A 20,151-nucleotide genomic window follows, 5' to 3' on the forward strand; every position below is an offset into this window, starting at 1 on the left:
TCAGGCCACGGCGACGACGTCGAGGATGCGCTGGATCACCCGGTCCTGGTCGATACCGGCCGCTTCGGCCTCGAACGAAAGAATGATGCGGTGGCGCAGCACGTCGAACAGCACCGCCTGGATGTCTTCGGGGCTCACGAAGTCGCGTCCGGCCAGCCAGGCGTGGGCGCGTGCGCAGCGGTCCAGGGCAATGGAGCCCCGCGGGCTGGCGCCGTAGGCGATCCAGTCGCCGAGTTCGGCGTCGTACTTGGCACCGGTGCGGGTGGCCATCACCAGTTGCACCAGGTACTCCTCCACTGCGTCGGCCATGTACAGGCCGAGGATCTCCTTGCGTGCGGCGAAGATCGCCTGCTGGCTGACCCGGCGTTCGGGCTTGGTTTCGCCGTTGAGCGCCTCGCCGCGCGCCTGCTGCAGAATGCGCCGCTCCACGGCGGCATCGGGAAAGCCAATTTTCACGTGCATCAGGAAACGGTCGAGCTGGGCTTCGGGCAGCGGGTAGGTGCCTTCCTGCTCGATGGGGTTCTGCGTGGCCATCACCAGGAACAGGGGCGACAGCTCGTAGGTGCTGCGCCCCACGCTGACCTGGCGCTCGGCCATGGCCTCGAGCAGGGCCGACTGGACCTTGGCCGGGGCGCGGTTGATTTCGTCGGCCAGCACCAGGTTGTGGAAGATCGGACCCTGCTGGAACACGAAGCTGCCGGTTTCAGGGCGATAGATTTCGGTGCCGGTGATGTCGGCGGGCAGCAGGTCGGGGGTGAACTGGATGCGGTGGAACTGCGCCTCGACGCCTTCGGCGAGTTCCTTGATGGCCTTGGTCTTGGCCAGGCCCGGCGCACCCTCCACCAGCATATGACCATCGGCGAGCAGCACGATGAGCAGGCGCTCGACCAGTTTTTCCTGGCCAAGAATCTGGGTGGAGAGAAAGGTGCGCAGCGCGATGAGCGCTTCACGATGTTCCATCGGGACGGTTCCTGGGCGTGCGCCCGGGGGGAGGGCAACAACGCCCGGGCAGGGGCTGATACTTTAATCCATCCGGGGGTGCGGCGACTAATGGTGGGTGGGTAAATTTGAGCGCAGATCACAAATCATCGGTGCCGCCATCGCGGGTCAAGCCCGCTCCCACAAGGTCGGCGCTGTTCTTGTGGGAGCGGGCTTGACCCGCGATGATTAGCCAGGCGAGTCAGTTCTTGAAGCTGGAGTGCTTGCGCCCCTGGTCACACAGGGCGAACACCACCACGAACACTGCGGCAATCGCCAGGATCGCCACCACGCCGTCGGTCGAATGGGTCGGCGAGCTGGCCACCAGTGCCAGGCCGCCCAGTGGCGCCAGGCCACCGGCCACCGCGGTGCCGATCTCGCGCCCGGTGCCAAAGCCCGATGAGCGCGTGGCCGTGGGGAACTGGCGGCTGAGGAACGAACCCTGCGGGGCGAACATCATCGGCGCCAGCAGGCCGGTACCAATGGCGATGGCGATGTAGATCATCAGCGGCTCGGCGGTGTTGAGCAGGGCCATGAACGGGTACGCGAACAGTACCGAGAACAGACCGCCCATGATCAGCACGGCCTTGCTGCTCCATTTGTCGCACAACCAGCCGAAGCATGGCACCGCCACGATCGCCACCAGGCTGGCAATGGTCACCGACAGCGAAGTCACGTGGGCCTCCACACCCTTGAACTGGGTCAGGTAGGCCAGCGAGAAGGTCTTGAAGATATAGCTCAGGGCGTTGTAGCCGATGGCCACGAAGAACACCACGGCCAGGCCCTTGAGGTCGTTCTTGAACAGCGCCTTGAGCGGCGACACCTTGGCTTTTTTCGGCGCCTGCTCGAGTTCGGCGAACTGCGGGGTTTCCGGAATGCTGCGGCGTACCCAGAAGCCCACGCCCACCAGCACGATGCTGCAGATGAACGGGATGCGCCAGCCGCCCGAGAGCAGGAAGTCGTTGCCGTTCATGGTCAGCAGGTACACGGTCAGCGACGACAGCAGCAGGCCCAGGTTGAGCCCCAGCGCAGGCCAGGCCCCCTGACTGCCGCGCTTGCCTTCGCTGGCATGTTCGTAGCTGGTCACGGCCGCGGCGGACAGCTCGGCGCCCGCGCCCAGGCCCTGGATGATGCGCACCAGCACCAGGATGATCGGCGCCCAGATGCCAATGCTGGCGTAGCTGGGGATCAGGCCGATCAGCGTGGTGCACAGGCCCATCATGCAGAAGGTCACCACCAGTACCTGCTTGCGCCCGAAACGGTCGCCCAGGTAGCCGAACAGCACGCCGCCGAACGGGCGGGCGATAAAGCCGATGGCAAAGGTGGAGAAGGCCAGCAGCGAGGCAACCTGAGGGTTGCTGGCGTCGAAGAAGATCTTCGAGAACACGATGGCCGCCATGGTGGCGTACAGGTAGAAGTCGTACCACTCCAGCATCGAGCCGAAGATGGTGGCCGCCGCGACCTTGCGCAGGCGCTTCCTGTTCTGTTCCGGGGTTTCGGTTGCGGTGGTGACCGCTTCATGTACCGACATCGAGAGATTCCTTGTTGGTCTTTGTAGTTATTTTCAAGCGGGCGGCGGGCGCCCGTGCAGCAATGCGGATCAGCGTGGTGTGAGCAGGCGGTCGGCGATCATTTCGCCGATCGGGATGGCCGAGGTGGCTGCCGGCGACGGTGCGTTGCACACGTGGACCATGCGCGGGGTCTCGGCGAACAGGAAGTCGTGCACCAGGGTGCCGTCACGCATCACCGCCTGGGCGCGGATGCCCGCCTCGTAGGGCAGCAGGTCGTCGACCTCGAGCGAAGGGCAGTATTTGCGGCACTGTTCCAGGTAGCCGCGCTTGAACAGCGAGTTCTTCATCTCGGTGGTGCCCGAACCGAGGTTGTTCCACAGGGTTTTCCAGAAGCCGGGGAAGCTGGCGTACTGCGCCACGTCGCGCCAGTTGATCGAGAACTTGCCGTAGTTCTCGCGGCCCAGGCCCAGCACCGCATTCGGCCCGACAGTGACGCTGCCGTCGATCATGCGGGTGAGGTGCACGCCCAGAAACGGCAGCTCCGGGTCGGGGATCGGGTAGATCAGGTGATTGACGATCTGGTTCTTGGTGGCTGGCAGGCGGAAGTATTCGCCGCGAAACGGGATGATCTGGTGGTCGATCCTGACCCCGGCCAGCGCCGCCAGGCGGTCCGACTGCAGGCCGGCGCAGGCGACCAGCTGCCTGGCGCGCCATACGCGGTCTTCGCTGCTGATGGTGACGCTGTCGCCGCTTTCGGCGATCGCCGCCACGCGGGTGTCCAGGCAGATCTCGCCGCCGGCGGCCTGGATGACCTTGGCCATGGCCTGGCACACCTGCTTGTAGTCGACGATGCCGGTGGCATCGAGGAACAGCCCGCCCAGGCCGACGATGTTCGGCTCACGACGGCGCAGTTCGGCGGCATCCAGGCGCTCGACCTTCAGCCCGTTCTGTTGCGAGCGCTCGTACAGCGCCTGCATGCGTTGCACCTCGAGCGGGTTGGACGCCACCAGCAGCTTGCCGCACACCTCGTACTTGATGGCGTGGGTGTCGCAGAAGTCCTTGGTGGCCTGGGCGCCGCGCTTGCACAGGTCGGCCTTGAGGCTGCCGGGTGCGTAGTAGATGCCGGCGTGGATGACCCCGCTGTTATGGCCGGTCTGGTGCCGGGCCAGTGTGGTTTCCTTCTCCAGGATGACCAGCGAGGCGCCAGGCTGGCGCTTGAGCAGCGCCATGGCGGTGGCGAGGCCGACGATGCCGCCGCCGATGATGCAGTAGTCGTAAATCATGCAGGGGTCACCTTGGTATTCTTATCTGGTTATCAGGTTGTCAGACTAAGTAGTGCGAAGAAAAAGGCGCTGACCCGCAGCGCCCGTCACGTGATGTTCATTCCATGGCTGGCAGGTCCAGCTTCAGGCGCTTGGCCGAGGCCCGCAGGTGCGCTTCGGCGCAGGCCGCGGCGCGGTGGCGGTCACCGTCGGCAATCGCCTGGTACAGCGCCTGGTGTTCGCGATTGGCGTCGGCCGAGCCGCCCACCGAATGCGCCGCCGAGTTCTCCCACGCGGTCTTGCGCGCGGCAGCCAGCTGGCCGCGCAGAAAGTCATGGAAGGCGACGAAGTAGTCGTTCTTGCTGGCTTCGGCAATTGCGCGGTGAAACTCCACGTCGGCAGCCGCCGCCACGTCGAACTGGCTGCGCTTGTCGATCATTTCCTGCAGGGCCTTGGCCATGCGCGCCAGGTCTGCCTGGTCGCGGCGCTGGGCGGCAATCGAAGCGGCCTGGGTTTCGATCCACAGGCGCACTTCGAACATCTGCACCAGGTCGGCACTGCGCCCGTTGTTGCTGGGGAAGCGGAACACCGTGCCGGTCGGATTCTGCGAAATGTACGAGCCCAGCCCGCGCCGGGCGATCAGTACGCCATCGGCCTTGAGCTGGGAGATCGCCTCGCGCACCACCGAGCGGCTGACATTCAGCTGTTCGGCCAGTTGCTGCTCGGTGGGCAGGCGTGCTTCGGCAGCCAGGCGCCCCGAGTCGATCTCGGTGCGGATGGCGCTGACGACGCGTTCCACCAGGGTGTCGGGGCGTTGAAGCTCGAGCATGAAGGATAAAGCCAGTAGGTCAGGTTGTCAGACAATGCCCGTGCAGCCGCATGTTGTCAAGAATGTGCCTGGGGTTGCAGGCGATAGAACGCCCGTGCGTTACCCCACAGCACGCGCTCGACACTGGCGCTGCCCAGCGTGTGGCGGATCAGCTGGATATCGGCCGGGTCGAACGGGCGCGGTGCGCGGGTGGAGGGCAGGTCGCTGCCGAACATCAGGGCGTGGGGGTTGGCGGCATCGATGTCGCGCAAGGCAGCGGCCACATCGAAATCGACCCGGCCAAAGCCGCAGGCCTTGATGCGCACACCTGCCTCGGCCAGTTGCAGCAGCGCCGGCAGGCCGTCGCGGCGCAGGCCCAGGTGATCGATGCTTACCGCCGGCAAGCGGCGCAGCAGCGGGGTCAGCTCGCCCAGCTCGCGCGAATCGACGTACAGCTCGACGTTCCAGCCGGCCAGTTCGAACACGCGCAGGGCCATGGCTTCGAGCTGATCGGCCTGCGCCGAGCCGCCGCGCTTGAGGTTGAAGCGCAGTGCACGCACGCCGGCGGCATCCAGCGCGAGCAGCTCGGCATCGCTGATGCCGGCCGGCACCTGGGTCACCCCCACGTAGCCTGGGCCCAGCTGTTTCAAGGCGGCCAGCAGGTAGCCCTGGTCGAAGGCCTGGAACGAACCCGACACCACCGCGCCGCCGCAGATGCCCAGCGGCGTGACGGCCGCCAGGTAGTCCTCGGTGGTGAAGGCCTCGGGCAGGTAGCCGTTGTTGGGCACCAGCGCGAAGCGCGGGTCGATGATGTGGCAGTGGGCGTCGAAGATCGGCTGGGGCATGGGGGCTCCTTGACGGGGTTACAGCTCGCTGACGTAGGTGCCGGTGCCCTTGAGGATGTTCTGCAGGGTCTGCTCGACTTCGGCGAGGTCGGTGCCGTCGCTGCTGAGGGTGATTTCCAGATGATCGGCGCCGTTGAACACGTCGGCGTCTCCCGGTGCCACTTCGATCAGCAGGCGCCTGGCACTGAGGGTGACCTTGATGCCGTCCAGTGTGCTCGGTTCGTCATCCAGGGTGATGTCCACCGTGTCTTCGTCCGGGTAGCGGGTCATGAGGAACATCTGGCCCTTGTCGCTGTGGCAGCACAGGGTGGCCATGTTGTCTTCTTCATCATCGCAGGGGGTGGCGAAGAGCAGGGGGGTGGTCAGTTGCATGGACGGCTCGGTGGTCAAGAAGTGAAACGCGAGTGTGCCAGTCTTCGGTCAATGGATAAATCGCCGCCTGCCGCTGATTGACCGAATATGTCGCAGCATCGCAAGCAGGGGTGACCGGCCAGTCGTTAAGCTGCCCTGTCGATGGACAACCCGACGACACCCAGCGTGTGGTTGGCTATGGTTGATCCGAGCATGACGGCATGTGCGCGACGCTTCACTCAATAACAAGCCCAAGCGGAGTACCACAGATGGCGTTTTTCACCGCAGCCAGCAAAGCCGACTTCCAGCATCAACTGCAGGCGGCCCTGGCGCAGCACATCGGGGAACAGGCACTGCCACAAGTGGCGCTGTTTGCCGAGCAGTTCTTTGGCATCATCTCTCTTGACGAATTGACCCAGCGTCGCCTCTCCGACCTGGCCGGCTGCACCCTCTCGGCCTGGCGCATCATCGAACGCTTCGACCACACCGAACCCCAGGTTCGGGTCTACAACCCCGATTACGAACGCCACGGCTGGCAGTCCACCCACACGGCCGTGGAAGTGCTGCACCATGACCTGCCGTTTCTGGTCGACTCGGTGCGTACCGAGCTCAACCGCCGCGGCTACAGCATCCATACCCTGCAGACCACCGTGCTCAGCGTGCGTCGCGGGGCCAAGGGCGAGCTGCTGGAGATTCTGCCCAAGGGCACCCAGGGTGAGGGCATCCTGCAGGAATCGCTGATGTACCTGGAGATCGACCGCTGCGCCAATGCCGCCGAGCTCAACCTGCTGGCCCGCGAGTTGGAGCAGGTGCTGGCCGAAGTGCGCGTGGTGGTGGCCGATTTCGAGCCGATGAAGGCCAAGGTGCGCGAGCTGCTCGAGCTGATCGACCACACGGCCTACGCCCCGGCCGCTGCCGAGAAGGACGAGGTCAAGAGCTTCCTGCAATGGCTGGTGAGCAACCATTTCACCTTCCTGGGCTACGAAGAGTTCGTGGTCAAGGCCGACGCCCAGGGCGGCCAGCTGGAGTATGACGAGCAGTCCTTCCTCGGCCTGACCCGCCGCCTGCGCAGCGGCCTCAGCGCCGACGACCTGCGCATCGAAGACTACGCCGTCAATTACCTCAACGAGCCGCTGCTGCTGTCGTTCGCCAAGGCCGCGCACCCCAGCCGCGTGCACCGCCCGGCCTACCCGGACTACGTGTCGATCCGCCAGCTGGACGCCGACGGCAAGGTGATCAAGGAATGCCGCTTCATGGGCCTGTACACCTCGTCGGTGTATGGCGAAAGTGTGCGGGTGATCCCGTACATTCGCGGCAAGGTCGCCGAAGTGGAGCGCCGTTCGGGCTTCGACGCCAAGGCCCACCTGGGCAAGGAGCTGGCCCAGGTACTTGAGGTGCTGCCGCGCGACGACCTGTTCCAGACCCCGGTGGATGAGCTGTTCAGCACCGTGATGTCGATCGTGCAGATCCAGGAGCGCAACAAGATTCGCGTGTTCCTGCGCAAGGACCCCTACGGGCGCTTCTGCTACTGCCTGGCCTATGTGCCGCGCGACATCTATTCCACCGAGGTGCGCCAGAAGATCCAGCAGGTGCTGATGGAGCGCCTGAAGGCCAGCGACTGCGAGTTCTGGACCTTCTTCTCCGAGTCGGTGCTGGCCCGCGTGCAACTGATTCTGCGAGTCGACCCGAAAAACCGCATCGACATCGACCCCCAGCAGCTGGAAAACGAAGTGGTGCAGGCCTGCCGTTCGTGGCAGGACGACTATGCCAGCCTGACCGTCGAGAGCTTCGGCGAGGCCCAGGGCACCAATGTGCTGGCCGACTTCCCCAAAGGCTTCCCGGCCGGCTACCGCGAGCGCTTTGCCGCGCATTCGGCGGTGGTGGACATGCAGCACCTGCTGACCCTGTCCGACAGCAAGCCGTTGGTGATGAGCTTCTACCAGCCGCTGACCCAGGCCGGCAAACAGCAACTGCACTGCAAGCTGTACCACGCCGACACCCCGCTGGCGCTGTCGGACGTGCTGCCGATCCTGGAAAACCTGGGCCTGCGCGTACTGGGCGAGTTCCCGTACCGTCTTCGCCACAGCAATGGCCGCGAGTTCTGGATTCATGACTTTGCCTTCACCTACAGCGAAGGCCTGAACCTGGATATCCAGCAGCTCAACGACACCCTGCAGGACGCCTTCGTGCACATCGTCAACGGCGACGCCGAAAACGATGCGTTCAACCGTCTGGTACTGACCGCCGGCCTGCCGTGGCGCGACGTGGCGCTGCTGCGCGCCTATGCCCGCTACCTCAAGCAGATTCGCCTGGGCTTCGACCTGGGCTACATCGCCAGCACCCTGAACAACCATACCGACATCGCCCGCGAGCTGACCCGGCTGTTCAAGACCCGCTTCTACCTGGCGCGCAAGCTGGCCGGGGATGACCTGGACGACAAGCAGCAACGCCTGGAACAGGCGATCCTGACCGCGCTGGACGACGTGCAGGTGCTCAACGAAGACCGCATCCTGCGTCGCTACCTGGACCTGATCAAGGCCACCCTGCGCACCAACTTCTACCAGACCGACGCCAATGGCCAGGCCAAGTCGTACTTCAGCTTCAAGTTCAACCCAAGGCTGATTCCCGAGCTGCCCAAGCCGGTGCCCAAGTTCGAGATCTTCGTGTATTCGCCGCGGGTCGAGGGCGTGCACCTGCGCTTTGGCAACGTGGCACGCGGCGGGCTGCGCTGGTCGGACCGCGAAGAGGACTTCCGCACCGAAGTGCTGGGCCTGGTGAAGGCGCAGCAGGTGAAGAACTCGGTGATCGTGCCGGTAGGTGCCAAGGGTGGCTTCCTGCCGCGCCGGCTGCCGCTGGGCGGCAGCCGCGACGATATCCAGGCCGAAGGCATCGCCTGCTACCGCATCTTCATTTCCGGCCTGCTGGACATTACCGACAACCTCAAGGATGGCGTGCTGGTGCCGCCGGTCAACGTGGTGCGTCACGACGATGACGACCCGTACCTGGTGGTGGCGGCCGACAAGGGCACCGCGACCTTCTCGGACATCGCCAACGGCATCGCCATCGACTACGGCTTCTGGCTGGGCGACGCCTTTGCCTCGGGCGGTTCGGCCGGCTACGACCACAAGAAGATGGGGATTACCGCCCGTGGTGCGTGGGTTGGCGTGCAGCGCCATTTCCGCGAGCGTGGCATCAACGTGCAGCAGGACCCGATCACCGTGGTCGGTGTGGGCGACATGGCCGGCGACGTGTTCGGCAACGGCCTGCTGATGTCAGACAAGCTGCAACTGGTGGCCGCCTTCAACCACCTGCATATCTTCATCGACCCGAACCCGGAGCCTGCCAGCAGCTTTGCCGAGCGCAAGCGCCTGTTCGACCTGCCGCGGTCGGCCTGGAGCGACTACGACACCAGCATCATGTCCGAAGGTGGCGGGATCTTCTCGCGCAGTGCCAAGAGCATCGCCATCAGCCCGCAGATGAAGGAACGCTTTGCCATCGAGGCCGACAAGCTGACCCCGACCGAGCTGCTCAATGCGCTGCTCAAGGCGCCGGTCGACCTGCTGTGGAACGGCGGTATCGGCACCTACGTCAAGTCCAGCGAAGAGAGCCACGCCGATGTGGGCGACAAAGCCAACGACGCGTTGCGCGTGGACGGCAACGAGCTGCGCTGCAAGGTGGTGGGCGAGGGCGGCAACCTGGGCATGACCCAGCTGGGTCGGGTCGAGTTCGGCCTCAACGGCGGCGCGACCAACACCGACTTCATCGACAACGCCGGTGGCGTGGACTGCTCCGACCACGAGGTCAACATCAAGATCCTGCTCAACGAGGTGGTGCAGGCCGGTGACATGACCGAGAAGCAGCGCAACCAGTTGCTGGGCAGCATGACCGACGAAGTGTCTGCGCTGGTGCTGGGCAACAACTACAAGCAGACCCAGGCACTGTCGCTGGCGGCGCGCCGGGCGCGTGAGCGGATTTCCGAGTACAAGCGCCTGATGGCCGACCTGGAAAGTCGCGGCAAGCTGGACCGGGCCATCGAGTTCCTGCCTACAGAAGAGCAACTGGCCGAGCGCATTGCGGCCAACCAGGGCTTGACCCGGGCCGAGCTGTCGGTGCTGATCTCGTACAGCAAGATCGACCTCAAGGAAGCCCTGCTGCAGTCGCTGGTGCCGGATGACGACTATCTGACCCGCGACATGGAGACGGCCTTCCCGCCGTCGCTGGTGAACAAGTTCGCCGAGGCCATGCGTCGCCATCGCCTCAAGCGCGAGATCGTCAGCACCCAGATCGCCAACGACCTGGTCAACAACATGGGCATCACCTTCGTGCAGCGGCTCAAGGAGTCCACGGGCATGAGCCCGGCGAACGTGGCCGGTGCCTACGTGATCGTGCGCGACATCTTCCACCTGCCGCACTGGTTCCGCCAGATCGAGGCGCTGGACTACCTGGTGCCCGCCGAAGTGCAGCTGACGCTGATGGACGAGCTGATGCGCCTGGGCCGCCGGGCCACCCGCTGGTTCCTGCGCAGCCGTCGCAACGAGCAGGATGCCGGGCGTGACGTGGCCCACTTCGGGCCCAAGATCGCGGCGCTGGGGCTCAAGCTGGACGAACTGCTGGAGGGGCCGACCCGCGAGCGCTGGATGACCCGCTACCAGGGCTTCGTCGAAGCCGGCGTGCCGGAGCTGCTGGCGCGCATGGTGGCTGGCACTACGCACCTGTACACCCTGTTGCCGATCATCGAGGCCTCCGATGTGACCGGCCAGGACCCGGCCGAGGTGGCCAAGGCGTTCTTCGCCGTGGGCAGCGCGCTGGACCTGACCTGGTACCTGCAGGAAATCAGCAACCTGCCGGTGGAGAACAACTGGCAGGCACTGGCACGTGAAGCGTTTCGCGATGACATCGACCTGCAGCAGCGCGCCATCACCATCTCCGTGTTGCAGATGGTCGATGCGCCTGCCGACATGGATGCGCGGGTTGCCTTGTGGCTGGCGCAGCATGCGGTGATGGTGGAGCGCTGGCGCGCGATGCTCGATGAGCTGCGTGCGGCCACCGGCACCGATTACGCCATGTATGCGGTGGCCAACCGCGAGCTGGTTGACCTGGCGCTGAGCGGGCAGTCGGCGGCGGTGCCGTCGTGAGTGTGTAGCAGGTAAAAAGAAGCCCCGGCCTGTGCCGGGGCTTTCTTTTGGTGGGGTGGGCCGTTGCGCCGGCAAGGCCGGCCGGGCGGCTTACTTGAAGCGCCGCTCCACGCCTTTCTCCACCAGGATCTTGGCGGATATCTCTTCCACCGAAAAATGCGTGGAGTTGATGTTGGGAATGTTCTCGCGCCGGAACAGGTTCTCCACTTCGCGCACCTCGAACTCGCACTGGGCAAAGCTGGCGTAGCGGCTGTTGGGCTTGCGCTCGTGGCGAATGGCAGTGAGGCGGTCGGGGTCGATGGTCAGGCCGAACAGCTTGTGCTGGTGGTTCTTCAAGGCCGGTGGCAACTGCAGGCGCTCCATGTCGTCTTCGGTCAGCGGGTAGTTGGCTGCGCGAATGCCGAACTGCATGGCCATGTACAGGCAGGTGGGGGTCTTGCCGCAGCGCGATACGCCCACCAGGATCAGGTCGGCCTTGTCGTAGTAGTGGGTGCGCGCACCGTCGTCGTTGTCCAGGGCGAAGTTCACCGCCTCGATGCGCTCCATGTAGTTGGAGTTGCCGCCGATCGAGTGCGATTTGCCCACCGAATACGACGAATGGGCGGTCAGCTCCTGTTCCAGCGGCGCCAGGAAGGTCGAGAAGATGTCGATCATGAAGCCGTTGGAGGTGGCCAGGATCTCGCGGATATCCTGGTTGACGATGGTATCGAAGATGATCGGGCGCACGCCGTCGCGTTCTGCGGCGGTATTGATTTGCTGTACCATGGTGCGCGCTTTGTCCACGGTGTCGATGTACGGTCGCGTGAACTTGTTGAACCCGATGCTCTCGAATTGTGCCAACAAGCTTTGTCCCAGCGTTTCGGCAGTGATGCCGGTGCCGTCGGAAATAAAGAAAGCAGATCGTTTCATTTGCGCCTTGGGCCTTAAGCTGGTGACGATTCTTGGATATGATACGTTCGGTTTGCCGAACATCCCTGGTCGGCATTCTCACTTATTTTCCAGGTCCAGGCCACAAACGCCCGGTACGGTCACAGCGAACTGACCGGCGTCATGAGCTTTTCCAACACAGTTAGTGGAGAGATCACCTTGGTAGAGTACGTAGTTTCCCTCGATAAGCTCGGCGTCCATGATGTAGAGCATGTGGGGGGCAAGAACGCATCCCTCGGAGAGATGATCAGTAATCTCGCGGGCGCCGGTGTATCGGTCCCCGGCGGCTTTGCCACTACGGCTCAGGCGTATCGTGACTTTCTCGAGCAGAGCGGCCTGAACGCCCAGATCCATGCCGCCCTCGACGCGCTGGATGTGGATGACGTCAATGCCCTGGCCCGCACCGGCGCACAGATCCGCCAGTGGATCATGGAAGCCGAATTCCCCGAGCGGCTGAACACCGAAATCCGTACCGCCTTCGCCGAAATGTCCCAGGGCAACCCGAACATGGCTGTCGCCGTGCGTTCCTCGGCCACTGCCGAAGACCTGCCGGACGCCTCGTTTGCCGGGCAGCAGGAAACCTTCCTGAACATCCGCGGCGTGGACAACGTGATCCGCGCGGCCAAGGAAGTGTTCGCCTCGCTGTTCAACGACCGCGCCATTTCCTACCGCGTGCACCAGGGCTTCGACCACAAGCTGGTGGCCCTGTCGGCCGGCGTGCAGCGCATGGTGCGTTCCGAAACCGGCACCGCCGGCGTGATGTTCACCCTGGACACCGAGTCGGGTTTCCGTGACGTGGTGTTCATCACCGGCGCCTACGGCCTGGGCGAAACCGTCGTGCAGGGCGCAGTCAACCCCGACGAATTCTACGTGCACAAGGGCACCCTGCAAGCCGGGCGCCCGGCCATCCTGCGCCGCAACCTGGGCAGCAAGGCCATCAAGATGATCTACGGCGACGAGGCCAAGGCCGGTCGTTCGGTCAAGACCGTCGATGTCGACAAGGCCGACCGCACCCGTTTCTGCCTGAGCGACGAAGAGGTCAGCGAGCTGGCCAAGCAGGCCATGATCATCGAGCAGCACTACAAGTGCCCGATGGACATCGAGTGGGCCAAGGACGGTGACGACGGCAAGCTGTACATCGTGCAGGCGCGCCCTGAAACCGTGAAGAGCCGCGCCCAGGCCAACGTCATGGAGCGCTACCTGCTCAAGGAAACCGGCACCGTGCTGGTGGAAGGCCGTGCCATCGGCCAGCGCATCGGCGCCGGCAAGGTGCGGATCATCAAGGACGTTTCGGAGATGGACAAGGTCCAGCCCGGCGACGTGCTGGTGTCCGACATGACCGACCCGGACTGGGAACCGGTGATGAAGCGCGCCAGCGCCATTGTCACCAACCGTGGCGGGCGTACCTGCCACGCCGCGATCATTGCCCGTGAACTGGGCATTCCAGCGGTGGTCGGGTGCGGCAACGCCACCCAGCTGCTCAAGGATGACCAGGGCGTGACCGTGTCGTGCGCCGAAGGCGATACCGGCTTCATCTTCGAAGGCGAGCTGGGCTTCGACATTCGCCAGAACTCGGTAGATGCCATGCCCGACCTGCCGTTCAAGATCATGATGAACGTCGGCAACCCGGATCGCGCATTCGATTTTGCCCAGCTGCCCAACGCCGGTGTCGGCCTGGCGCGCCTGGAATTCATCATCAACCGCATGATCGGCGTGCACCCCAAGGCACTGCTCAACTATGCCGGCCTGCCGGCCGAGCTCAAGGAAAGCGTCGACAAGCGCATTGCCGGCTACGGCGATCCGGTCGGTTTCTACGTCGAGAAGCTGGTCGAGGGCATCAGCACCCTGGCCGCAGCGTTCTGGCCGAAGAAGGTCATCGTGCGCCTGTCGGACTTCAAGTCCAACGAGTACGCCAACCTGATCGGCGGCAAGCTGTACGAGCCGGAAGAAGAAAACCCGATGCTGGGCTTCCGTGGCGCCTCGCGCTACATCAGCGAATCGTTCCGTGACTGCTTCGAGCTCGAGTGCCGTGCACTCAAGCGCGTGCGCGACGAAATGGGCCTGACCAACGTCGAGATCATGGTGCCGTTCGTACGGACCCTGGGCGAAGCCAGCCAGGTGGTCGACCTGCTGGCCGAGAACGGCCTGGGCCGTGGCGTCAACGGCCTGCGTGTGATCATGATGTGCGAGCTGCCCTCCAACGCGATCCTGGCCGATGAGTTCCTCGAGTACTTCGACGGGTTCTCCATCGGGTCCAACGACCTGACCCAGCTGACCCTGGGCCTGGACCGCGACTCCGGCATCATTGCGCACCTGTTCGACGAGCGTAACCCTGCGGTCAAGAAGCTGCTGGCCAACGCCATCCAGGCCTGCAACAAGGCCGGCAAGTACATCGGTATCTGCGGCCAGGGCCCTTCCGACCACCCTGACCTGGCCAAGTGGCTGATGGAGCAGGGCATCGAAAGCGTCTCGCTGAACCCTGACTCGGTGCTCGAAACCTGGTTCTTCCTGGCCGAGGGCCAGGCCCAGGCCTGATGCGCTGAAGAGGAGCGGCCGCCAGCCAGGAGGCGTCGGGCGGCCGCTTCAACGGATTTTCAGGGCGTGATCCAGTGATGGGCTCGCCCTTTTTTGTGCAAGTAACCTATGCAAAGCAGCAGTACTCTTTTTCCCGTTGCCCTGCTCAGTGCCGAGCGGCGCGGCGACCTCAGCGAAGATGTGTATCGGCTCAAGGCCGGCAACAGCCCCGACCGTACGGTCGAGCTGGCGCTGACACGCCTTGGCATGGCCGACCAGAGCGAGGTGCGCGGTGCCCCGGTCATCCTGTTGCATGGCAGCTTTTCCAACCGGCGCTTCTGGTTCTCGCCGCGCGGTATCGGCCTGGGCGCGACCCTGGCACGCGCCGGTTTCGACGTGTGGATACCGGAAATGCGCGGCCATGGGCTGTCACCCCGCAACCGCGACTACCGCCACAACCGTGTGGCGGACTATGCCCGTTACGATCTGCCGGCAATTGCCGCGTTCGTGTGCGAGGTGAGCGGGCGCACCCCGCACTGGCTTGGCCACTCGCTGGGCGGTACCACGCTGGCGGCAGCATTGGGCGGGGCTTACCTGGCCCAGGAGCAGGTCGCCAGTGCGGCCTTTTTCGGCACTCAGGTCAGCCGTACCTACTGGCCATTGAAAATCCCACCGGTGGAGTGGGGCGGGCGCCTGCTGCTCAAGCGCTTTGCACACCTGTCAGGTTCGCGGCTCAAGCGCGGGCCCGAAGATGAGCCCATCGGCCTGGCGCTGGAAAGCATGCGCTGGTTCGGCCTGTTCGGACGCTTTGGCGACAAGCAGAGCGACTGGTGGGCCGGGCTTGCCGAGGTTCGCGTGCCGGTGCTGGCGGTGGCTGGGGCCGGAGATCACCAGGACCCGGTGTGGGCCTGTCGCAAGTTGTTCGAGCAAATAGGCAGCGAGCACAAGCGTTTCGTGCGGCTGGGGCGCGAGGAAGGCTTCGACAATTTCGGTCATGTCGATATGCTGGTCAGCAAACCGGCCCAGGCCCAGGTGTGGCCGCTGGTGGAGCGCTGGCTGAGCGACCCGCAGGCCATGCTGGCCCCGGCCGAGACAGGTGACCCGCAGCCCGTCGGCGTGTAGCCTTGGTTAAACGCCGGTGCGCCGGCTTCGTATTTTCAGTGAACGTGTGAAATCCGCTTTCCATTCAATTGGTCATCGACAGGAGTTTCCCATGCATTACCTTACCCCCGACTTGTGTGACGCCTACCCGGAACTGGTGCAGGTGCTGGAGCCGATGTTCAGCAACTTCGGCGGCCGCGATTCGTTCGGCGGTCAGATCGTCACCGTCAAGTGCTTCGAGGACAACTCGCTGGTAAAGGCGCAAGCCGACCTGGATGGCAAGGGCAAGGTGCTGGTGGTCGACGGCGGCGGTTCGCTGCGCCGGGCGCTGCTGGGTGACATGATTGCCGAGAAGGCCGCCAAGAATGGCTGGGAAGGGCTGGTGATCTACGGTTGCGTGCGTGACGTGGATGCGCTGGCGCAAACCAATCTGGGTGTGCAGGCGCTGGCCAGCCACCCGATGAAGACCGACAAGCGCGGCATTGGTGACCTGAACGTGGTGGTCACGTTCGCTGGTGTGACCTTCCGGCCGGGGGAGTACGTGTACGCTGACAACAACGGTGTCATCGTGTCGCCCAGCCCGTTGAAGATGCCCGAGTAATTTTCGCTGACGGTGCGTGGGGTAGGGATGTTCGAGGAAGAAAACGCGCAGTGGGGGCTGGTGCATGCCCTGGTACTCGATGGCAAGGGCGGTGCGCGTTCGATCGCTCGAACCGAACTGGACGATCTGCAGTTGCAGCCGGAGCAGAGCCTGTGGCTGCACTGGGATCGCAGCCACCCGCAAACCCAGACCTGGCTGCGCCATGACAGCGGCCTGAGCCCCTTCGCCTGTGACCTGCTGCTGGAGGAAAACACCCGGCCGCGCCTGGTGCCTTTACCGGATGCGCAGATGTTGTTGTTTCTGCGCGGGGTCAACCTCAACCCGGGCGCCGAACCCGAAGACATGGTGTCGGTGCGCATCTTCGCCCAGGCGCAGCGGGTGATTTCGCTGCGCCTGCGGCCGCTGCGCGCCACCGACGAGCTGCTTCAGCAACTGGACGAGGGGCGTGGCCCGACCACGGCCTCAGAGCTGTTGCTGAGCCTGGCCCAGTTGCTGACCGAAAAGGTCCAGGCGCTGGTGTCGGACCTGTCCGAAGTGGTGGATGAAGAGGAAGAAAAACTCGAATCCGACGAACGGTATACGCCTGAGCACGGCAGCCTGCAGCAGATGCGGCGACGCGCCGCCGGCCTGCGTCGGTTCCTGGCGCCGCAGCGGGAAATCTATGCGCAGCTGGCGCGCAACAAATGGCCTTGGTTCGCGCCGGACGATGCCGACTACTGGAACGAGCTCAACAACAGCCTGATCCGCTACCTCGAAGAGCTGGAACTGACCCGCGAGCGCGTGGCGCTGGTGCTTGAAAGCGAGGACCGGCGCCTGAGCGAACGCATGAACAAGACCATGTACCGCTTCGGAATCATCACCTGTATCTTCCTGCCCATGAGCTTTCTGACCGGCTTGCTGGGCATCAACGTGGGGGGCATTCCGGGTTCGGAAAACCCCTACGGCTTCCTTTATGCCAGCTTGCTGGTGCTCGTGCTGGCCCTGGGCCAATGGTGGCTGTTTCGCCGTCTTCGCTGGGTATAGGGGCACTTTCTTGAAATTTCCTACAACATTTGCGCAGATTGTTCATGTGACCCGCCCTATGAGCGTCTCGTCTTTGACAGACATTGCGCGAGGTGCCCATGCACGATCCGTTTGAAGAATCCCTGCGGGACCTGCTCAAGGCCTCGCCGTCCGGCAAAGACCGCGACGACGACGCCTGCCTGGGCCGGGTCCTCAAGACCGCCAACCGTCAGGTAGGCGCGGGCGATCTGTTCAGCCTGCTCGGCCGTTGGAGCCAGGCGCTGATGATCGCCGTGAACAATGGCTCGGCGCATGTCGCGCCGGTGCGTCGTAACGCTTCTGCCCGTAAAGCTGATAAGGCTGATTGATTATGGAACTTGATCTCTGGACCCAGAGCTTGGTGGCGGCGATGACCGCCTTGTGGACCAAAGTCGCCAACTTCATCCCCAACCTGTTTGGGGCGCTGGTGGTGGTGCTGCTGGGCTTTGTGGTTGCCAAGCTGCTCGATACCCTGTTGTCCAAGCTGCTGGCCAAGCTTGGCCTGGATCGCCTGATGGGCGGCACCGGCCTGACCAAGATGCTCAGCCGGGTGGGCATCCAGGTGCCGATCTCGACGCTGATCGGCAAGATCGTCTACTGGTTCGTGCTGCTGATCTTCCTGGTTTCGGCCGCCGAATCCCTGGGGCTTGAACGTGTTTCGGCGACCCTGGACATGCTGGCGCTGTACCTGCCCAAGGTGTTTGGCGGTGCGCTGGTGCTGCTGGCCGGTGTGCTGCTGGCCCAGATCGTCAACGGCCTGGTGCGCGGTGCCGCCGAGGGCATCGGCCTGGAATACGCCGCAGGGGTCGGGCGTATCGCCCAGGGCCTGGTCATCATCATCAGCATTTCGGTGGCCATCAGCCAGTTGGAGGTCAAGACCGACCTGCTCAACCACGTGATTGTCATCGGGTTGATTACCGTTGGTCTGGCAGTTGCGCTGGCCATGGGCCTGGGCAGCCGTGAAATCGCCGGGCAGATCCTGGCTGGAATTTACGTACGTGAGCTCTATCAGGTCGGCCAGCAGGTCCAGATTGGCGAGGTCGAGGGGCAGATCGAAGAGATCGGCACGGTCAAGACGACCGTGCTCACCGACGAGGGTGAACTGGTATCGCTGTCTAACCGGATCCTCCTGGAGCAGCGGGTCAGTAGCCGCTAACCGGGCAAATCCTGCTAATGTATGCCGCCGCAAAATCGCCCAGGCAGGGCGAGCGGCGACAATGACCTGACTGTCGGCCAGATTTGTTTTGAATAAAGTTCACTCGCTGCCCATGCGTTACGACCCCCGCGAGCTCACTGATGAGGAGTTGGTGGCGCGTTCGCATGAGGAGCTTTTTCATGTTACTCGCGCCTATGAAGAGCTCATGCGGCGCTACCAGCGGACCCTTTTTAACGTGTGTGCACGTTATCTGGGGAACGATCGGGATGCTGACGATGTCTGTCAGGAGGTGATGTTGAAGGTGCTGTACGGCCTGAAGAATTTCGAAGGCAAGTCGAAATTCAAGACCTGGCTCTACAGCATCACCTACAACGAATGCATCACCCAGTACCGCAAGGAGCGGCGCAAACGTCGTTTGATGGATGCGCTAAGTCTCGATCCGCTCGAGGAGGCCTCTGAAGAGAAGGCCCCCAAACCGGAAGAGAAAGGCGGGCTGGATAAATGGCTGGTTCATGTGAACCCGATCGACCGCGAAATCCTGGTGCTACGATTTGTCGCAGAGCTGGAGTTCCAGGAGATCGCCGACATCATGCACATGGGCCTGAGCGCCACGAAAATGCGCTACAAGCGTGCGCTCGACAAGCTACGCGAGAAATTTGCGGGCCTCACCGAAACTTAGTGAGTCGCAAATATCTCTAACGTATCGACAAGGTCTGCTAAACTTGTCGACGAGTTGTCCCCCGGGTTTGGTGGGACTACTTAACAATCACCAGATGGGGATTTAACGGATGAAATTGAAAAACACCTTGGGCTTGGCCATTGGTTCTTTTGTTGCCGCAACTTCCTTCGGCGCTCTGGCACAAGGCCAAGGCGCAGTCGAAATTGAAGGCAACGTCACCAAGCAGTACTACGACAGCGAGCGTAACTTCAAGAACGACGGCACCAATCCTGGTGTTCGCCTCGGTTACTTCCTGACCGACGACGTGTCCTTGGACCTGGGCTACAACGAGACTCACAACGCTCGTGGCGACGTGTTCAACAAGGACATCAAAGGTTCCAAGGCCAAGCTGGACGCCACCTACCACCTGGGTACCGTTGGTGACGCAATCCGTCCTTACGTATCGGCTGGTTTCGCTCACGAGAGCCTGGGCCAAGCTACCCGTAACGGTCGCGATCACTCCACCTTCGCCAACCTGGGCGCTGGCGCCAAGTGGTACATCACCGACAACCTGTTCGCCCGTGCTGGCGTTGAAGCGATGTACAACATCGACAACGGCAACACCGAGTGGGGCCCATCCCTGGGTCTGGGTCTGAACTTCGGTGGTAGCGGTGGCAAGGTTGCACCGACTCCTGCGCCAGCTCCAGTAGCTGAAGTCTGCTCCGACAGCGACAACGATGGCGTGTGCGACAACGTCGACAAGTGCCCTGACACCCCAGCCAACGTCACCGTTGACGCTGATGGCTGCCCGGCTGTTGCTGAAGTCGTTCGTGTAGAGCTGGACGTCAAGTTCGACTTCGACAAGTCGGTCGTCAAGCCAAACAGCTACGGCGACATCAAGAACCTGGCTGACTTCATGAAGCAGTACCCATCCACCACCACCACTGTTGAAGGTCACACTGACTCCGTCGGTCCTGACGCTTACAACCAGAAGCTGTCCGAGCGTCGTGCAAACGCCGTGAAGCAGGTTCTGACCAACCAGTACGGTGTTGAGTCGAACCGCGTTGAATCGGTTGGCTACGGTGAGACCCGTCCGGTAGCTGACAACGCCACCGAAGCTGGTCGCGCTGTCAACCGTCGCGTTGAAGCTCAAGTAGAAGCCCAAGCCAAGTAATTGGTCTGACGCTTGAGAAAAGCCCGGCTCCGGCCGGGCTTTTCTTTGCCTGCGATTTGATCGGGCGGTGGGTGCAAGGCGTACGCGGG

At 63.4% G+C, this 20,151-nt stretch carries 16 protein-coding genes; 9 read left to right on the forward strand and 7 right to left on the reverse strand.

All coding sequences use genetic code 11. The features are described 5' to 3' along the window. From JZZ72_RS13370 to JZZ72_RS13395, 6 genes are all read right to left on the reverse strand, one after another. Positions 1 to 960, reverse strand: a complete 960-nt coding sequence (locus JZZ72_RS13370) for an AAA family ATPase (protein ID WP_043864622.1) — start codon at positions 958 to 960, stop codon at positions 1 to 3. 220 nt (positions 961 to 1,180) lie between these two features. Continuing rightward, complete coding sequence (locus JZZ72_RS13375) at positions 1,181 to 2,509, reverse strand: MFS transporter (RefSeq protein WP_043864621.1); 1,329 nt, start codon at positions 2,507 to 2,509, stop codon at positions 1,181 to 1,183. 69 nt (positions 2,510 to 2,578) lie between these two features. Then, entirely contained in the window at positions 2,579 to 3,772 is a 1,194-nt protein-coding gene (gene lhgO, locus JZZ72_RS13380) for an L-2-hydroxyglutarate oxidase (RefSeq protein WP_043864620.1), read from the reverse strand. Positions 3,773 to 3,869: 97 nt separating this feature from the next. Further along, the gene (locus JZZ72_RS13385) at positions 3,870 to 4,580 is read right to left on the reverse strand and encodes a FadR/GntR family transcriptional regulator (RefSeq protein ID WP_078479584.1); all 711 of its coding nucleotides are present in this window, start codon (positions 4,578 to 4,580) and stop codon (positions 3,870 to 3,872) included. Positions 4,581 to 4,636: 56 nt separating this feature from the next. Further along, positions 4,637 to 5,404, reverse strand: coding sequence for an amidohydrolase family protein (locus JZZ72_RS13390; protein ID WP_210014554.1), 768 nt, complete (start codon positions 5,402 to 5,404; stop codon positions 4,637 to 4,639). 18 nt (positions 5,405 to 5,422) lie between these two features. Continuing rightward, complete coding sequence (locus JZZ72_RS13395; RefSeq protein WP_043864617.1) at positions 5,423 to 5,776, reverse strand: hypothetical protein; 354 nt, start codon at positions 5,774 to 5,776, stop codon at positions 5,423 to 5,425. 248 nt (positions 5,777 to 6,024) lie between these two features. On the opposite strand from JZZ72_RS13395, the gene JZZ72_RS13400 reads away from it, so the two are divergent. Further along, entirely contained in the window at positions 6,025 to 10,890 is a 4,866-nt protein-coding gene (locus JZZ72_RS13400) for an NAD-glutamate dehydrogenase (protein ID WP_116055061.1), read from the forward strand. A 90-nt stretch (positions 10,891 to 10,980) separates the two neighbouring features. Here the strand turns inward: JZZ72_RS13400 and ppsR are convergent, their stop codons facing one another. Then, positions 10,981 to 11,799: a posphoenolpyruvate synthetase regulatory kinase/phosphorylase PpsR gene (gene ppsR, locus JZZ72_RS13405; protein WP_043864615.1), complete on the reverse strand. Its 819-nt coding sequence runs from the start codon at positions 11,797 to 11,799 to the stop codon at positions 10,981 to 10,983. 177 nt (positions 11,800 to 11,976) lie between these two features. Between ppsR and ppsA the strand changes: the two genes are divergently transcribed. The 8 genes from ppsA to JZZ72_RS13445 all read left to right on the forward strand — a co-directional run bounded on the left by ppsA (position 11,977) and on the right by JZZ72_RS13445 (position 20,062). Then, the gene (gene ppsA / locus JZZ72_RS13410; RefSeq protein ID WP_210014555.1) at positions 11,977 to 14,352 is read left to right on the forward strand and encodes a phosphoenolpyruvate synthase; all 2,376 of its coding nucleotides are present in this window, start codon (positions 11,977 to 11,979) and stop codon (positions 14,350 to 14,352) included. A 108-nt stretch (positions 14,353 to 14,460) separates the two neighbouring features. Further along, positions 14,461 to 15,453: an alpha/beta fold hydrolase gene (locus JZZ72_RS13415; protein WP_043864613.1), complete on the forward strand. Its 993-nt coding sequence runs from the start codon at positions 14,461 to 14,463 to the stop codon at positions 15,451 to 15,453. Positions 15,454 to 15,544: 91 nt separating this feature from the next. Continuing rightward, entirely contained in the window at positions 15,545 to 16,033 is a 489-nt protein-coding gene (gene rraA, locus JZZ72_RS13420; RefSeq protein WP_210014556.1) for a ribonuclease E activity regulator RraA, read from the forward strand. A gap of 27 nt (positions 16,034 to 16,060) precedes the next feature. Continuing rightward, a complete protein-coding gene (locus tag JZZ72_RS13425) occupies positions 16,061 to 17,056 on the forward strand; it encodes a zinc transporter ZntB (protein WP_043864611.1) in 996 nt (331 codons plus the stop codon). Positions 17,057 to 17,154: 98 nt separating this feature from the next. Next, a complete protein-coding gene (locus JZZ72_RS13430) occupies positions 17,155 to 17,403 on the forward strand; it encodes a hypothetical protein (protein WP_043864610.1) in 249 nt (82 codons plus the stop codon). 2 nt (positions 17,404 to 17,405) lie between these two features. Continuing rightward, positions 17,406 to 18,230 (forward strand): mechanosensitive ion channel family protein, encoded by an 825-nt coding sequence (locus tag JZZ72_RS13435; protein ID WP_043864609.1) that lies wholly within the window; start codon positions 17,406 to 17,408, stop codon positions 18,228 to 18,230. Between the two features lie 112 nt (positions 18,231 to 18,342). Beyond that, positions 18,343 to 18,909, forward strand: a complete 567-nt coding sequence (gene sigX, locus JZZ72_RS13440; protein WP_010223317.1) for an RNA polymerase sigma factor SigX — start codon at positions 18,343 to 18,345, stop codon at positions 18,907 to 18,909. 109 nt (positions 18,910 to 19,018) lie between these two features. Next, complete coding sequence (locus tag JZZ72_RS13445; protein ID WP_043864608.1) at positions 19,019 to 20,062, forward strand: OmpA family protein; 1,044 nt, start codon at positions 19,019 to 19,021, stop codon at positions 20,060 to 20,062. The last annotated feature ends 89 nt before the right edge of the window (positions 20,063 to 20,151 follow it).

The organism is Pseudomonas palmensis (assembly GCF_017848315.1).
Lineage (GTDB): Bacteria > Pseudomonadota > Gammaproteobacteria > Pseudomonadales > Pseudomonadaceae > Aquipseudomonas > Aquipseudomonas palmensis.

Bases quoted from the DNA above. Each gene is read 5' to 3' on its own strand.
- JZZ72_RS13370 (WP_043864622.1), bottom strand. From the start codon at position 960: ATGGAACATCGTGAAGCGCTCATCGCGCTGCGCACCTTTCTCTCCACC.
- JZZ72_RS13375 (WP_043864621.1), bottom strand. From the start codon at position 2,509: ATGTCGGTACATGAAGCGGTCACCACCGCAACCGAAACCCCGGAACAG.
- lhgO (WP_043864620.1), bottom strand. From the start codon at position 3,772: ATGATTTACGACTACTGCATCATCGGCGGCGGCATCGTCGGCCTCGCC.
- JZZ72_RS13385 (WP_078479584.1), bottom strand. From the start codon at position 4,580: ATGCTCGAGCTTCAACGCCCCGACACCCTGGTGGAACGCGTCGTCAGC.
- JZZ72_RS13390 (WP_210014554.1), bottom strand. From the start codon at position 5,404: ATGCCCCAGCCGATCTTCGACGCCCACTGCCACATCATCGACCCGCGC.
- JZZ72_RS13395 (WP_043864617.1), bottom strand. From the start codon at position 5,776: ATGCAACTGACCACCCCCCTGCTCTTCGCCACCCCCTGCGATGATGAA.
- JZZ72_RS13400 (WP_116055061.1), top strand. From the start codon at position 6,025: ATGGCGTTTTTCACCGCAGCCAGCAAAGCCGACTTCCAGCATCAACTG.
- ppsR (WP_043864615.1), bottom strand. From the start codon at position 11,799: ATGAAACGATCTGCTTTCTTTATTTCCGACGGCACCGGCATCACTGCC.
- JZZ72_RS13415 (WP_043864613.1), top strand. From the start codon at position 14,461: ATGCAAAGCAGCAGTACTCTTTTTCCCGTTGCCCTGCTCAGTGCCGAG.
- rraA (WP_210014556.1), top strand. From the start codon at position 15,545: ATGCATTACCTTACCCCCGACTTGTGTGACGCCTACCCGGAACTGGTG.
- JZZ72_RS13425 (WP_043864611.1), top strand. From the start codon at position 16,061: ATGTTCGAGGAAGAAAACGCGCAGTGGGGGCTGGTGCATGCCCTGGTA.
- JZZ72_RS13430 (WP_043864610.1), top strand. From the start codon at position 17,155: ATGCACGATCCGTTTGAAGAATCCCTGCGGGACCTGCTCAAGGCCTCG.
- JZZ72_RS13435 (WP_043864609.1), top strand. From the start codon at position 17,406: ATGGAACTTGATCTCTGGACCCAGAGCTTGGTGGCGGCGATGACCGCC.
- sigX (WP_010223317.1), top strand. From the start codon at position 18,343: ATGCGTTACGACCCCCGCGAGCTCACTGATGAGGAGTTGGTGGCGCGT.
- JZZ72_RS13445 (WP_043864608.1), top strand. From the start codon at position 19,019: ATGAAATTGAAAAACACCTTGGGCTTGGCCATTGGTTCTTTTGTTGCC.